Source organism: Mesorhizobium silamurunense (assembly GCF_014843905.1).
Classification (GTDB): Bacteria; Pseudomonadota; Alphaproteobacteria; order Rhizobiales; family Rhizobiaceae; genus Mesorhizobium; species Mesorhizobium silamurunense.
The window spans coordinates 18,613-33,142 of sequence record NZ_LPVS01000028.1; the positions used below are offsets into that span (position 1 = coordinate 18,613).

Genomic DNA, 14,530 nt, shown 5'->3' on the forward strand with positions numbered 1-14,530 from the left:
TCGTTTGCCGGGCGTTTCTAACGTTGGCGCGGCACGTCATACGTTTCGAGCTTCACGCCCCGGAAGACGCCGATTGTAGCGCGGGCCGGCGGCTCCGGCTGCACATATTTAACTACTTCCTTTACAACTTCCTGCACTTGTGGTGCGGGCGCCACAGCCGGCTTCACCTTGCTCAACTGATCGAGCTTGCTGCCCACCCGGTCTACCGCCTGGGCGAGCCCGTCGATCTTTTCGTTGGCGCGCTTGCGCTCCTCGGCTGCCGCCGCTTCCTCCGCAGCCTTCTGCCTGTCGAGCTCTGCCTGACGTTTCGCGACATCGTCCGGCGTGTCGCCGGTCAGATCGGCGAGCGTCACACGCTCGGTCGTCTCGCCTTTGCTGCCCGCGGCCTGACGGAGCGCCAGCGACAACTGGCCGGCGCCGGCGGCTAGAGTCAGCTTCTGCGCATCCTTGGTGCTCACTTCAACGGTCACCGCTTTCACCACTTGCGGATTTTCCTTGCTCTCGTCGGCGACCTGGTCGACGGCAAGCACCTTCACGCTTTGCAGCAGCACGTCGACGAAACTCTTGTCGGCGCCTTGGTCGCTGCGCACGCTGCGGGTCAGGAGAATATCCACCCGGTCACCAGGGAAGACAAATCCGGCAACGCCCAGCACGTCGTTCACGCGAATGGAAACGGCCTTCATGCCTTCGGCGAGCACTGCCGAGAGGGTGGCGCGCTGTCCGGCGCCGGTGATCTTGCTGGCCAAAACCGGTTCGTTGACGCTGATCGGCTGCAGGGCCTGACGCGTCCCACTGCCGGCCAGGGCCTCTTTTACTGTCTTGAAGGCCCCCGTCGGCACCGCCCCGACCGGCCATGCGATTTCGCGCAATTTGTCGGCGCTCAGCGTGTCGCCGAATTTCAGCGGCATTGCCGCGACCACAATGCTGCCTGCTTGCACGCCGTTGGATTGTGCAAGCGCATTGCGCTGGCCCGCCAGCCAAATATTGATGAGAACGACCGCCAGCACACCGAATATGCCGGCCAGAACGATCATAATGAGTGTGTTGGCGCGCATAACCCCAAGCCCCGAGCCAATAACGCGGGATACGCCCCGCCACGATTGAATGCAGGCCCGGATTTGGACAACCCGGGCCTGATTTTCTTCAAACGATCAAGAACCCGCACCGCTGGCGCAGGAACCGATGCCGGAGTTGTCCATGGCGCTGCACAGACCCGAGAAGCGGCCCGTCACCCAGCCCCCGATACCAATGATGAAGCCGATCGCGGCGACCGCGATGATGCCGATCAGGATCGAATATTCGACCATAGCAGCGCCGTTTTCGTCGTCGCGGAACTGCCGGGTCATCGTCATGAGCTTTTTCATGCCAATTTCTCCCTTTGGAGGTTTGAACCCGACGAGACAGAGCCAAGGAATGAACCCCATACCCAAGCATCCCCCGTCACGTTCAATCCTTGTCCCGCAAAAAAGCCGAGTCAAACGGATTAACAGTCCGTTAACCTTTCAATACTCGATCCGAAGGTTTCTCATTTTTCACAAGAGCTTGATTCGCTTCATTTTTCAAGCGATCTTAACCATTCGTTCACAATTCTGCCTCGTTCGGCCGAGGGTTCCAAAACATTAGGGATCATGCATAAGTCACTATATCTGGCAATTTACCCGAACAGGTGCCTTTGAGGTGACGGAGGTCCTAAGACTTTGGTCGGTGCGTCAGGAGCAGGGAAAAATAAAACGATTTCTCCAATGCGGTTTTCTTAACTATGTCGGAAGTAATACTTCCACTGTGTCCTCTACGCCGCTTGTGCCCCTTGTGGTTAACGCTTAGTTTCGCTGTTGGGGGAAATTGGCAGGGGGTCAGCGCCATGTTGGGTCGCTTCATCAAAGGGCCGAGTGAGCAGCGCACGCCGCAATCAACGGCCGTGCCCGTGGTGGCGAATGGCGCGGCAGTCGTACAGCCGGCCCCGGCGGAGCCAGCTTCCGACGATTTCCTGTCGCTCAAGGTAGACCTGCATCGCCATCTCATAGACAGGTTCAATCTTGCCACCCTTGAGAATGCATCGAAGGATGAGATCCTCAGTGAGATCCGGCCGATCGTGCGCGAATTCGTGCGTGGTCGGAATGTGCCGCTCAACGCGCGCGAGCTCGATCAGCTGACCAGCGATACGGCGGACGAGATGTTGGGCCTGGGTCCGATCGAGCCGCTGCTCAAGGACGACTCGATCACCGATATAATGATAAACACGCATGAACGCGTCTTCATCGAGCGCCGCGGCGCGATCGAGGAAACCTCGATCCGTTTTCGCGACGAGCCGCATCTTCTGCGCGTCATCAACAAGATCGTCTCGAACATCGGCCGGCGCGTCGATGAATCGTCGCCAATGGTCGATGCGCGTCTCGACGACGGCTCGCGCGTCAACATCGCGGTGCGGCCGATCTCAGTTGACGGCCCGCTGGTGTCGATCCGAAAATTCTCCAAAAATCCGTATTCGCTCGAACGCTTGATGGCATTCAACTCGATCCGCCAGCCGATGATCGACATGCTGCGGATCGCCGTGCAGGCGCGCAAATCGATCCTGGTCTCGGGCGGCACCGGCAGCGGCAAGACGACGCTGCTCAACGCGTTGTCGAGCTATATTCCCGCCAAGGAGCGCCTGGTCACCATCGAGGATGCTGCGGAACTGCAATTGCAGCAGCCGCATGTCGGCCGGTTGGAAACGCGTCCGCCCAATGTCGAGGGCAAGGGCGAAGTCCGCCAGCGCGAACTGGTCAAGAACGCGCTGCGCATGCGGCCGGATCGCATCATCGTCGGCGAAGTGCGCGGCGAGGAGGCCTTCGACATGCTACAGGCCATGAACACCGGCCATGAAGGCTCGATGACGACGATCCACGCCAACACGCCGCGCGATGCCATATCGCGCCTGGAGCAGATGGTCGGCATGGCCGGCATGCCGATGACTCATGAGTCCATCCGCGCTCAGATCGCCTCCGCAATCGACATCATCGTGCAGACGCAACGCCTTTCCGATGGCGGCCGGCGTGTGGTCTCCATCTCGGAGCTGACGGGTATGGAAGGCAATGTCGTCCAGTTGCAGGAAATCTATCACTTTGTCAGACGCGATGTGGCCGCCGACGGATCGATCATAGGGGAGTTTCGCGCGACCGGGGTTCGTCCGCGGTTCGCCGCCGAGGCCGCCACGCTTGGTCTCCACTTTGGCAAGGATGTTTTCAACCCGCAGGTTGCCTTGTGATGCTGACTGGACAGGCGCTTCTCTATTTTATCTACGCCGTTGCGGCGGCTTCCGTCATTCTAGCCGGTGAAGCCTTCTATCTCTCGCTCGCCAGTCGGCGCTCACGTTTCGCCGCGGTCAATCACAGGCTTCGTCGCCTGGCCGATGAAGCGCCGGCGGAAAAGACGTTGCAAAGCCTATTGCGTGAACGCGGCCTGACCGACTCCGGGGACTTTGTCTTCGGCCTGGTCTGGCTGAACAGGCTCTATACCCAGTCGGGAATCACCGGGAATCCGCTGACCTTCGCTGCCAGCTTTGTCCTCGCGGGCCTCACTTTGGCGTTGCTGCTTTGGTTTCTCATCGGCCTTTCCGAGCCTGGAGCCCTTATCGTCTTCCTGGTCGTCGGTTTCATCCTGCCGCTTCTTGTCCTTCGGCGCGCCCGCAGCAAGCGAATCCAGAAGTTCGCCAAGCAACTCCCCGATGCTCTGGACATGATAGTTCGGTCGCTGCGCGCCGGGCACCCGGCCTCCGTTGCCATTGGCCTCGTCGCTCGTGAGATGTCGGACCCGCTCGGAACGGAATTCGGCATCGTCGCCGACGAAATCACCTTCGGGCTCAGCATGGAGCAGGCCGTAAGAAAGCTGTCGGAACGCGTGGGTTTCGAGGGACTGCATTTGCTGACGGTTTCTTTGTCGATCCAATCGAAAACCGGCGGCAACCTTACCGAGATCCTCGCCAATCTTTCCTCCGTGCTTCGCGAACGGCAAAAGTTGCGGATGAAGATCAGGGCGCTCTCGGCCGAAGGGCGAGTCTCCGCCTGGGTTATCTCGCTGTTCCCGGTCGCAATGTTCCTGATACTGCAGGTCATTGCGCCGTCGTACTATGGAAAGATCTGGCATAATCCAGTCATCTTTCCGGTGTTCACCGTCTTCGGCGGATGGGCGTTGCTTGGCGACTACATCATGTATCGCATGGTCAATTTCGACTTCTAGGAGTGACCATGAACCTGCTTTCGAACATGAACGACCTGACCCTTCTGGTCTCCCTCGCCGTTTTCGCGGCGGCGGTGGCTTTGTTCCTGTTCGCGGCGCTGGTTTTCATGCCCGCAATGCAGACCCGGAAGCTCGTTTCGGACAGCCTTTTGGGCGAGGGCTCGGTCGACCCGCGATCCATTCTTGGCCAGGATCAGCGCGCCAGGCTTGCAGCGCAGAAGCCGATCGATGCCTACTTCAGGGCGGTTGAAAAGGAACACATGCAGCCGGACGCGCTTGAGGCGAAGCTGTTCCGCGCTGGTTTCTATCAGAAGAGCGCACCTTTAATTTACACCCTTAGTCGCCTCGCCTGTGTGTGTGCAGGCTTTCTGATCATGTATGCGCTCTTGTCGTGGGTGCTGCCCCCGCGACTGCCCGGTTTCATTGCTTTGGGCGGCTCCGCGCTGCTCGGTCTGGCTTGCGTCGTCATACCCAGCATCATGCTGGATCGTTTCGAGAACACGCAGAAGCAGATCTATCGTCGCGCCTTTCCCGATTTCATGGACATGATGATCACCTGCGCCGATGCGGGCATGAGCCTGGAGGCGGCGGTCGAGCGGGTCAGCCACGAACTCGCCGGCACTCATAAATGGCTGGGCATCCAGCTCTCGATCATGAATCTGCAACTACGCGCCGGCAAGCCATTGCGCGAGGCGCTGCGCGAGCTTGCCGATCGTATCGGCTTGGAGGAGGCAAAGGCCTTGGCGGTGCTCTTCCGGCAGTCGGAAGAGCTCGGCACCAGCCTGACGGAGGCTTTGCGCGTCTATAGCGCCGAGATGCGCGACCAGCGTATTCTCCAGGCGGAAGAGCGCGCCAATTCTTTGCCCGTCAAAATGATGATTCCACTGGGGCTTTGCATTTTCCCTGTGGTGATGATGGTGATTATGCTACCGGTCATCATTCGCATGAAGGGCATTTTCTTCTAGCCGATCAGATGATTAGCTTATAAAAGAGATTCGGGGACTCGTGGGACACAAAATGACCGGGCCAAAGCGCCTCGCACTCGCGACCAGCCTGCTGCTTATCTTTCTTGCAGGTTGCCAGACGAACGGCACCACCGGCGTCGTGCGCACCAACGAGCCTGCAAAAGGCGACTACACCGCCTTCGGCGATACCTTCGATGGGCTGAAAACGATCAGCGATGTCGACTACTATGCATCGGACCAGGCGGTTACCGAGGCCAAGACCCAGTTCCGTTCCGAGAACTACGGCAATGCCGGCGCTCTGTTCTATAAAGCCACGCGGCTGGCGCCTAATGACGGGGTCGCCTGGCTGGGTCTTGCCGCCTCCTGCGACCGCATCCGGCGCTTCGACCTTGCTGACCTCGCCTATGGCCGGGCCTATCGCTTGCTCGGCGCGACGCCGGAATATTACAACAACCTGGGCTACTCCTATCTGCTGCGCGGCAAGCTGCAGGAAGCGCGAACGAATTTCCTCAAAGCCTATGAGCTCGCGCCCAACGATCCGACCGTGGCCAATAATCTGAAGCTGCTGTCGTCCAGTGTGCAAAACATAGAGCGGTCATGAGCCTTCTGCTTGCCGCGTCGCTGTTGCTTAGGGCGCTGGCCATCCCGCTCCTTGGCAAGATCGCCTGGACCGATTTCACGACGCAGAAGATTGCCAACCGTGACGTGCTGCTGCTGATATGCCTCGGTCTCGGTTCGCTCCAGCTTGTGTCCGTGCAGACCGGATCATGGTGGGACATGGGCCTGAGCGGGATCGGCTGTGTCCTGCTGTTCGTGGCGCTGTTTCCATTTTGGGTCCTGCGCAAGCTGGGCGCCGGGGACGTGAAGCTGATGGCGGCCGTGCCGCTTCTGATTGGCGGAAACGGCCTTGTCGTGTTCACGATTTTCCTGCTGATCTTCGCGCTGGCAACCGCGGCACTGGTCAAGAACCCCTTTCTCCTGCCGGCGGGCGCGTTCCGTCTCTACGTTCAGCACATGGACAGGAAAGGTGTCGTGCCATTCGGCGTGCCGATCTCGGCCGCCGCGATCTGCGCAATCCTGTTCCAGATCTATGGCGGTGTGATGCTGGCCAGCAGCTCGGGGGTACTGCAGCAGCTTAACTAGAGCAATTCCAGGAAAAGTGTGTAACGGTTTTCCGTCCGGAGTTGCGTCAAAACAAAGAGATAGAGCGGTTCGGCTTCCGAGAAACGGTGAACCGCTCTAGCGTTTAGGTCCGGGGGGTCCTTCGATGTCAATAGCGAGGCTGGCGGTTCGCAGCAGTTCGGCGGCGTGGCGCGCCAATCAGCCATTCTTCGTGACGGTAATTGCCTATATTCTTATCGCGCTGATCGCTGCGGCGCATTGGAAAATTGTCATCGACGTAAAACTGTACAATAAAAACTTCTTGTTTTTTGGGTCTGTAGTAACTCTTATTCTTGTTGTCGTGGTTTCCGGCCGGTTGATCATTGAGCGGCCGGTGCAACCGTTGCGCGCCATAAAGAATCTTATGCTTTCTAACAGGCTGCCGGACCGAATTATAGTCGGATTGCCGGTTGCGCTCGTTCTCCCGATCTTTTTCTCGGTGTTCACCAGCATCAAGGGAGGCATCAGCAAGATTCAACCATTCTATGCCGACGCGGCCCTGACTGCGGTCGACAGGGCAATTCATGGCGGGATCGATGCCTGGAGATTTTTTCATCCTCTGCTTGGCTTCGGCCCTGTTACTTTCTCGTTGAACGTTCTCTACAATCTCTGGTTCGCTGAGGTTTTCATCGTTTTGTTTTGCGTCGTTTTTTCCACCAGGAACGAGCGGCTGCGTTCCCAGTTTTTGGTCGCGTTCGTCCTCACCTGGGTGTTGCTAGGCAACGTTTTGGCGGCGGCCTTCGCTTCAGTCGGACCGGCATTCGTCATGCCCTTCTACGGCGACGGTACGTTTTCTCCCCTGATGGACTACCTTAAGGCGACCGATATCACCTATCCCGTTTCGGCGCTGGATACGCAGAGCTATCTGCTGACAAATGCCGGGCTTGATGGCCCCCGCCTGGGCAGCGGCATTTCGGCTTTTCCATCGGTTCATGTCGCTACCGCGACCTTGAACGCGATCTATCTCTGGCGCTTCGGCCGCGTGCTGCGGTGGGGCGGCATCGCGTTTCTAATCGCTATCCAACTGGGATCGGTGCTTCTGGGCTGGCACTATGCTGTCGATGGATATGTTTCAATCCTTGCAACATCCGCCATCTGGGCCGCCGCCGGTTGGCTGTCGAGAAACTGCGTGCGCCCAGAGGCTTAATGATCGCCAAGCTCTTCTCGAGAACTCCGAAGATGCCGATGGTCGGTCTTGCACATGTCTGTTCGGAGGCCTGGCACGCCAACCGGCCGTTCTTCGTGACCGTGGCGGCTTACGCTGTGGCGGTCGCCTTTGCTGCGAGCTACTGGCAAATTCCACTCGATCCTCAGATCTACAGCGAACCGTTCCTGCTATTCGGGGGCGGAGTTACGTTTATCCTCTTTGCCATCGTTGCGACGCGGGTCATGCTTGAACGGCCGGAGCGACTGCTTCCTCGTCTGGTCCGTCGCTTGTTGGAAAACGACTTGCCCAACCGGCTCGTCATAGGTTTGCCGGTTGCCTTGACCTTGCCTGTCTTCTTTTCTCTTTTCACCAGCATGAAGGGCGGCCTCAGCAGGATAGTGCCCTTCTATGCCGATTCCGCAATTATCGCCGTCGACAGGATGATCCATGGCGGCCAGGACGCCTGGAGGACATTGCACCCTCTCCTCGGAGCCGGGCTGCTGACCTTTGCCCTGAACCTTCTCTACAATCTTTGGTTCGTGGTGATGCTCGTCGTGCTGTTTTGCGTCACGTTCTCGACAGGCGATAAGCGTCTTCGGTCGCAATATCTGGTGGCGTTTGTCCTGACCTGGGTGCTTCTGGGAAACGCCGCAGCGACCATTTTTGCCTCGGTCGGACCTGCTTTCATCATACCTTTCTACGGCGATGATACGTTCTCCCCACTGATGAATTACCTTCAGGAGACAAACGCGGTCTATCCGGTGTGGGCTCTCCACGCACAGGGGAATCTTCTTGCCAACGCCGCCCTCGATGGGCCACGCCTGGGCAGCGGCATATCAGCGTTCCCTTCGCTCCACGTAGCCGTGGCTACGCTAAACGCGATCTATCTGTGGCGCTTTGGCGGGGTACTGCGCTGGGCCGGCGTGATCTTCCTGATCGCCATTCAATTGGGCGCCGTGCATTTGGCCTGGCACTATGCCGTTGACGGCTACGCATCCATGCTGGCGACGCCGGTCATCTGGATCCTGGCGCGGCGGCTTTCAAAAAATCCAGGCAATGGCTACGGGAAGTTATACGAGATCCGATCTTGATTTCGGCTGACCTTGCTTCAGGGCCCCCCATCTCGACGGGTCCGTGGCGCCTGTGATGCAGCGCCTGCTGCAGCGCCATATCACCGCGGTCGCGATGATCGAGAAGTAACCGTCAATTGCATAGTGCCAGCCGAAATACACTGAGCCGAAGAGGATTATGCCTGCATAGATCCACGCTACGGCGCCGACCCGTCGATTCAAGCTCGAAAGGAAAAGGGCGTTCAGCACGGCAACAGCGACGTGGAAGCTGGGCATCGCTGAAATGCCTGTCCCTATCGAGGCTTTGTGGGTCGTATACGACGAATAAAGGTAATCGGTGATGAGAAGGGTGTCCGGTCCGGCATCGCTTGCCTTAAGCGATCGGATAAGATCCTCGAACATATCCGGATCGAACAGCCGGTCGTAAAAAATCGGCCCGGCCGACGATGCCGCCAATCTCACGGCCACGCCCAGAACGACTGCGCAGGTGATAAGCGACAGGAAATAGCGCTGGCGCTTTGATGCGTCGTCGAGCCAGGCCGCCACGACGACGACAGTGGCAAGCACAACGAACCAAAGCTGCGAATAAAGGATGTAGAGCGCCCGATCCACGATGTTTGGGATCGGCAGGGCGCGCGCCCATCTCCACGGATCGCCGAAATGCATGGCGGCGTCGAGCCTTGCCAGGATCTGATCGGCAAAGAACGGCACCATCTGCGAGAATTGGTGCTTGAACGCAGTGAATGCGGCCAGGCAGAGTATGAAAATTCCAAGTGTGATTGTTGCGCCCAGGCCGCGTGACGCCAGTTTGTGCCGCAGCCAGCTTGCTGGAGCCCGTGGTTGGCTGATGATTGCCGCGACGACCAGCCCGATCAGGATCAGGAAGGGCAACAAGAGATAAAGCAGCCTCAGCCTGGACGTGCCCAATGCAGCGAAATAGGTGTTGGGGAACAGATAGGCGGCTAGCCCGGCATAGCACAGGCAAAAGACTGCGAGCTTCGCGGAAGCTGAGAGCCGCGATCGTTCCGCAGCTATGTCAGGCGCCATTTCCATTGCCGCACCGGCTTTTTCTTGATGACGGGCAGAGGTGGCGGTTCGCCGGAGACGGCTGGTCTCGGCGCATCGAACATCAGCCGTTCGATAAGCGCGACGGCACCGGCCCCCACCGCGCCGACAACAGCCAAAATGAGAAGCTTTCTAAGAAAATCCAACGACCCACCACCCCAGTGAAATTCAAAACCCCGAGGTCTGTTTCTCCACCAGCTTCAGCTTACCCTTTTCCACCTTAAAAAACGGCATCGATCTTTGGCTCGAGCCGTCGGCGCGGAAGCGGAACAGGCCGGTCGAGCCGCGGAAGCCGCTCGTATTTTCCAGCACCTGTTTGGAGAAACCGTTCGGGCCGACCGAGCTCGCGATGCCGGCCGACAGCGCCACCATGTCGTAGGCGTAGGCGACGTTGACGTCAGGCTGATAATTGTAGGTCGCCTTGAAACGATCGGCGATCGGTCCGGTCTCGCTCTGGTCGAGCGTCGCGATATAGGCGCCCTCATAGAGCGGATCGATCGGGCGCTCGAGCCAGCGGTCGGTGCCGACCAGGCTGACGGCCTTGCCCGGAATGCCTTTCGCCTTCAGCGCCGCCAGCACCGCCGTCGGGCTGCCGTCGCCGCTGGCGACGACGACGGCGTCGGGCGCCTCGACCAGCGAGCCCATGTCCGACACCACCTTCGCGCCGTCCGACGCCGAATAGGGAAGCGTCACGGCAAGCGTCGCGCCATAAATGCTGAGCGCGTTGGTGACCCTGGCCTCGACGGCGCCGGCGCTCGCGCCCGCTGGTACCATGAGCACGAATTTCTTGGCGCCCTTGCTGGCGACCGCTGCCGCGCCCGCGGCCGCGCTGTCGGCCTCGCTGAGCCGCACCGAATAGACGCCCGGGCCGCCGGCGAAATTGTCGGCCAGCGCCAGCACCGGCGGCCGCTGCGTGCCGGAGAGCTTGGCAAGCTGCTGCGCCGCCGCAAGCTCGGCCGGGCCGATGACGATCTTCACGCCGCCCGAGGTGATCGCCTTCACCGCCAGGTCCTTGGCGTAGCCGCTGTCGCCGCGCGTGTCCTCGATCGTCAGCGTCACCAGCTTGTCGCCGAGATCAGCCATCGCAAGCCGCGCGGCGTCATACATCTTCCTGCCGTTCTCGCCCGCGCTTCCGGGGGCTGAGAGCGGCAGCAGCATCGTTATCTTCGTCGAGCCGGTGCCGAGCGTCAGATTTCCCTTGGGGGCGGTGGTTGCGGAACTGGCGGTCAGCTGCGCGGGCGCGGCGGCGGGGCTGCCGGCCTGGTTTGCCGGCGCTGCGATCGCCGAGGGATCCAGCACCTCCGATGCGCCGTTCTTCGACTGGCAGCCGGAGGCCGCCGCGACAACGACGAATGCGAGCGCCAGAGCCATTCCAGGAAAAGTGCGCAGCGGTTTTCCGTCCGGAATTGCGTAAAGACAAATAGTTGGAGCAGTTCGGCGTTTCCATGAAACGATGAACTGCTCGAAGCCTCGTAAACACCTGCTCCGGAAATGCCTCGCCACGCCGGCATGCATGGCAACCGGCGCCGGGCGCGCGGAGGCGGCCGCCTCCGCCCAGGCTCTCATGGCCATCATCACAGCCGGTCGGCGCGCCTGTCAGCTCAGTGCATGTACTCGACCATGCGGTCGTGGAAGCACTCGCACTTGTTCAGGTAGTCCTCGTCCTTGTAGTTCGTCTTGAGGTAGCCATAGGCCTTGCCGCAGGCGACCTTGGCTTCCGACGCCCAGACGAAGGCCGGGCGCGACGAGTTGATCCATTCCGGGCTGTCGGCGACGGCGATGGAGTCGTCCATCAGCTTCACCACCCGGTCCTTGAGCTCGACCATGTTGTCGGTCAGCACCAGGTCGGAAGTGCCGACGGTGCGGCAATAGTTCACCGCCGGCTCGCCGATAATGTCGGCGGCAAAGCCCGTCGACCCGGCCAGGAGCAGCGCCGCGGCCGAAGCCAGAAATCTTGCACCACGCTTCATGTAAGTCCCTCTCCAAATTACCAATTCATGCTTCGCTAATGCATAGCACGGGGGTGTGGCCACGCATAAGCACTAAATCGTGGTTGTATGCTGTACGTGGTTCGTGTCGTCGTAAAGGATGTTGATCGTGCCGGCGGCAGGTCCGTTCTGCAGCACGGCAACATCCACGAAACTGGCGCCGCCGGTGGTGCCGTTGGTGTCCACGCTCAGCGTCTTCGTGCCGGCGTCATAGTGCACGTAGTCGCCGATATTGCCCCCCCCCGTCGTGTCGAACAGAGCGGTCAGGTCGATCTTATCGCCCTCGCCGCCAATGCCGGCACCGTGGTAGTCGGTGATCAGATCCTTGATGTCCAGGCTGTCGAGCTTGAACGTGTCGGCGCCCGCGCCGCCGGTCAGTGTATCCTGGCCGAGACCGCCGATCAGGATGTCGTTGCCGTCACCGCCGAGCAGTTGGTCGGCTCCCGCACCACCAAAGAGCGTGTCATTGCCGGCAAGCCCGGAAATGGTGTCGTTGCCGGACGTGCCCGATATGGCGTCATCGCCCGCCGTTCCGTTGATCGGAGTACCCGCCGGGTGTTCGCCCAAAGTGGTGACGGACAGGGTCTGCGCCGCGGAATGATCGCCGTCGCCGTCCACGCCGGACACCGAGAAGTTGAACGTCTGATCCGACGGCAGGATAAGCTTCGAGTAACCGAAATTGTCGAACTTGGCCTTGCCCTCCGTAACGGTGAACGTGATGGAGTTGAAATCACCTGTCGGATTGATGGTGAGCAAGCCGTCGACGCTGGTCGTGGCCGTGCCCGTAAGCCCGGTGTCGGTCTTCCAGGTCATGGTGAAGGCGCCAGCGGCCTCATGCTCGACAAAGAAGTTCAGCTTGTCTATCCCTGTAGCGAAGTTGATCTGGAACTGCTCTCCCACATCCAGATTTCCATTTTGGACGCCAAAGCCGTTGCTCGTCGGTTTCAGTTCTTCGGCGCTGCCGATACTGCCATTGTTATTGGTATCAACCGCCTTGAACGTAGCATCTCCCAAGGTGAACTGTATGGTGCTCGCGCCGCCAGACACGCCGCTGAAATCGAATGTCTGGTCGGCAACAGGGCGGGACTCGATCAAGGTGAACGTATAGGTGCCGTCCGGGTTGATCTTCAGATCGAAGAAATTCGATCCGTTTACCTGCGCGATCAGGTCCGACGAGCCGTCGACATTGTGGACAACAGGCAAGTATGTCACGCCGCTGATGTTGGTGAGCGGTGTGATCTCGATCGACGTCTCGCCGTCGGCACCGAAGGCAAGGTCGTGCGTGCCGGTCGCGACGTTGTTGTCCTGATTGGCGACGATCGCATTCTGGATATGCGTGAAGGTCGGCCCGTCGTCGTCGAAGGTGATCTGGTTCGACACGTCGGCGGTGTTGCTCTTCACCATGTCGTGGTCGCCGTCCGTGACGGTGACCGTCACGCCGAGACTGCCGGCAGCTAGTGTCAGGGTTTCGTCATAGCTATTGAAGCTGTTGGCGGCCGTTGCTTCGGCCGGATGGTCCAGGGACAGATACTGCTCGACCATGACCGCGCCTGTCGCGGCGTTGATCGTCATCGCAAAAGCCGCCTGGCCGTCGAAGGCGCCGCCCGACACGACACCGACAACCGTGCCATTGGCCAATTGCTGCAGGTTTATCGCCGAGCCGTCCGTCAGCGTCAGGCCCGAACTGGCGTTCGTCACCGTCAACGCGTAGGTGGTGCTCCCCGAGGCCGCGGGGCCATCCGCGCCGAACGCCGCGTTTACCGTCACCAGCGCTCCGACGCTCGTCGCCGTCGAGATGTAGCCCGACCCCGATACATCGGGATCGTCGCCCTTCACGATTGCGCCGGTGTCGATCGTGGCGACGCCGCTCGAGGTCGCTGTCTCGTCAAGCGCGACTTTGGTCGCCGGAGCTGCGGTTACCGTCAGCGACGGGATGTCGTCGTCGAAGCCGATGTTGCCGCCGAGATCAGTGCTGACCGTCGAGGTCGCCTGGTCGTGGTCGCCATCGGTCACCGTCGCCGTCGCCGACAGCGTCACGAGGCCGTTGCCAAGGTCGATATGGGCGTTGTTGTTGGTGGTGTCGAGGCTCTCGGGCAGGTGGTCGATCTGCTGGGACTGGGTCAGCGTCACCGTGCCGGTCGCATCGACGGAGATCCTGAAGATCTCGCCATGCGAGGCGGTCGAGCCGACGATGTCGTTGCCGACCTTGGTCAGCGTGATCGCTTCACCTTGGCTGGTCAGGCCGGAGGCCGAGTTGGTGACGTTGAGCGTGTAGTTGCTGATCACCGTCGAGCCGGCGCCGTCGGCGCCGTAGCTCGGCGTCACCGCCGCCAGGAAGGCGGCCGCGAAGCTCGCGCTCGCCGTGTCGGAGGCCGGCCCGATCGTCTGGGCGTCCTGCGTCATCAGCGTGATGGCCGCGTCCGCGACCGTGCCGACCGAAGCGGTCGGCGCATCATCATTGAAGGTGATGGTCAGCGTGCCCGGTGCCGTCGAACCGTCCGCATCGGTGATCACATAGCCGAGATTGACCGTCGCGTTGTTCTCGTCGTTCGGACCTTGCGCCTGCAGCACGTTGTCGAGCAGCGTCACCGTGTAGGCGCCGGTCGCCGGATCCGTCACATGGACGGTGAACAGAGCGGTGCCGATGCGGTCTCCGCTGGTGGTGGTGGCCGTCAGCGTGTTGGTGCCGGCATCCCAGCTGTAGGAGACGTTCTCCTGGCCGACCGTGCCGGTGGTGTTGTTGAGGGTGGCGAAGGAGAAGCCGTTGGCGCCTGCGCCGTCGCCGCCGAGGCTGCCGCCGAGCGTGCCCGAGAACGTTGCTTCATTGTTGTCGCCGTCGGTGTTCGGAACCGCGATGTCGCCCGTCGTGCTCGCGGGATTGCCGCCGGCAAGCCCGTCGTCGTCGACCGAGGCCGA

At 60.5% G+C, this 14,530-nt stretch carries 14 protein-coding genes; 7 read left to right on the forward strand and 7 right to left on the reverse strand.

Going from position 1 to position 14,530, the window contains the following annotated elements:
• Nucleotides 1-17: 17 nt before the first annotated feature.
• Together cpaB and AU465_RS07220 are read right to left on the reverse strand one after the other, a co-directional pair.
• Complete coding sequence (gene cpaB, locus AU465_RS07215) at nt 18-1,055, reverse strand: Flp pilus assembly protein CpaB (RefSeq protein ID WP_192245349.1); 1,038 nt, start codon at nt 1,053-1,055, stop codon at nt 18-20.
• Between the two features lie 96 nt (nt 1,056-1,151).
• Nucleotides 1,152-1,364 (reverse strand): Flp family type IVb pilin, encoded by a 213-nt coding sequence (locus AU465_RS07220; RefSeq protein WP_192245351.1) that lies wholly within the window; start codon nt 1,362-1,364, stop codon nt 1,152-1,154.
• A 497-nt stretch (nt 1,365-1,861) separates the two neighbouring features.
• Here AU465_RS07220 and AU465_RS07225 point away from each other — a divergent pair, with 497 nt between their 5' ends.
• From AU465_RS07225 to AU465_RS07255, 7 genes are all read left to right on the forward strand, one after another.
• Nucleotides 1,862-3,247: a TadA family conjugal transfer-associated ATPase gene (locus tag AU465_RS07225; protein WP_192245353.1), complete on the forward strand. Its 1,386-nt coding sequence runs from the start codon at nt 1,862-1,864 to the stop codon at nt 3,245-3,247.
• The gene (locus AU465_RS07230; RefSeq protein WP_192245355.1) at nt 3,247-4,218 is read left to right on the forward strand and encodes a type II secretion system F family protein; all 972 of its coding nucleotides are present in this window, start codon (nt 3,247-3,249) and stop codon (nt 4,216-4,218) included. Before AU465_RS07225 ends, AU465_RS07230 begins: the two co-directional genes overlap by 1 nt.
• 8 nt (nt 4,219-4,226) lie before the next feature.
• Nucleotides 4,227-5,183, forward strand: coding sequence for a type II secretion system F family protein (locus AU465_RS07235; protein WP_246505909.1), 957 nt, complete (start codon nt 4,227-4,229; stop codon nt 5,181-5,183).
• Between the two features lie 52 nt (nt 5,184-5,235).
• Nucleotides 5,236-5,784, forward strand: a complete 549-nt coding sequence (locus tag AU465_RS07240; protein WP_192245357.1) for a tetratricopeptide repeat protein — start codon at nt 5,236-5,238, stop codon at nt 5,782-5,784.
• Nucleotides 5,781-6,326, forward strand: a complete 546-nt coding sequence (locus AU465_RS07245) for an A24 family peptidase (protein ID WP_192245359.1) — start codon at nt 5,781-5,783, stop codon at nt 6,324-6,326. Before AU465_RS07240 ends, AU465_RS07245 begins: the two co-directional genes overlap by 4 nt.
• 124 nt (nt 6,327-6,450) lie before the next feature.
• Nucleotides 6,451-7,491 carry a phosphatase PAP2 family protein gene (locus tag AU465_RS07250; protein ID WP_192245361.1) on the forward strand — a complete coding sequence of 347 codons (1,041 nt, stop codon included), beginning with the start codon at nt 6,451-6,453 and terminating at the stop codon, nt 7,489-7,491.
• Complete coding sequence (locus AU465_RS07255) at nt 7,491-8,582, forward strand: phosphatase PAP2 family protein (protein ID WP_192245362.1); 1,092 nt, start codon at nt 7,491-7,493, stop codon at nt 8,580-8,582. Before AU465_RS07250 ends, AU465_RS07255 begins: the two co-directional genes overlap by 1 nt.
• Here AU465_RS07255 and AU465_RS07260 read toward each other — a convergent pair.
• From AU465_RS07260 to AU465_RS37090, 5 genes are all read right to left on the reverse strand, one after another.
• The gene (locus AU465_RS07260; RefSeq protein ID WP_192245364.1) at nt 8,562-9,455 is read right to left on the reverse strand and encodes a phosphatase PAP2 family protein; all 894 of its coding nucleotides are present in this window, start codon (nt 9,453-9,455) and stop codon (nt 8,562-8,564) included. The genes AU465_RS07255 and AU465_RS07260 overlap by 21 nt on opposite strands.
• A gap of 137 nt (nt 9,456-9,592) precedes the next feature.
• Nucleotides 9,593-9,745 (reverse strand): hypothetical protein, encoded by a 153-nt coding sequence (locus AU465_RS07265; protein WP_192245366.1) that lies wholly within the window; start codon nt 9,743-9,745, stop codon nt 9,593-9,595.
• Nucleotides 9,746-9,794: 49 nt separating this feature from the next.
• Nucleotides 9,795-10,997: an ABC transporter substrate-binding protein gene (locus tag AU465_RS07270; RefSeq protein ID WP_192245368.1), complete on the reverse strand. Its 1,203-nt coding sequence runs from the start codon at nt 10,995-10,997 to the stop codon at nt 9,795-9,797.
• A 230-nt stretch (nt 10,998-11,227) separates the two neighbouring features.
• The gene (locus AU465_RS07275) at nt 11,228-11,596 is read right to left on the reverse strand and encodes a hypothetical protein (protein ID WP_192245370.1); all 369 of its coding nucleotides are present in this window, start codon (nt 11,594-11,596) and stop codon (nt 11,228-11,230) included.
• A gap of 72 nt (nt 11,597-11,668) precedes the next feature.
• Nucleotides 11,669-14,530: DUF5801 repeats-in-toxin domain-containing protein (locus AU465_RS37090; protein ID WP_192245372.1), on the reverse strand; the 2,862-nt coding region annotated here is incomplete at its 5' end.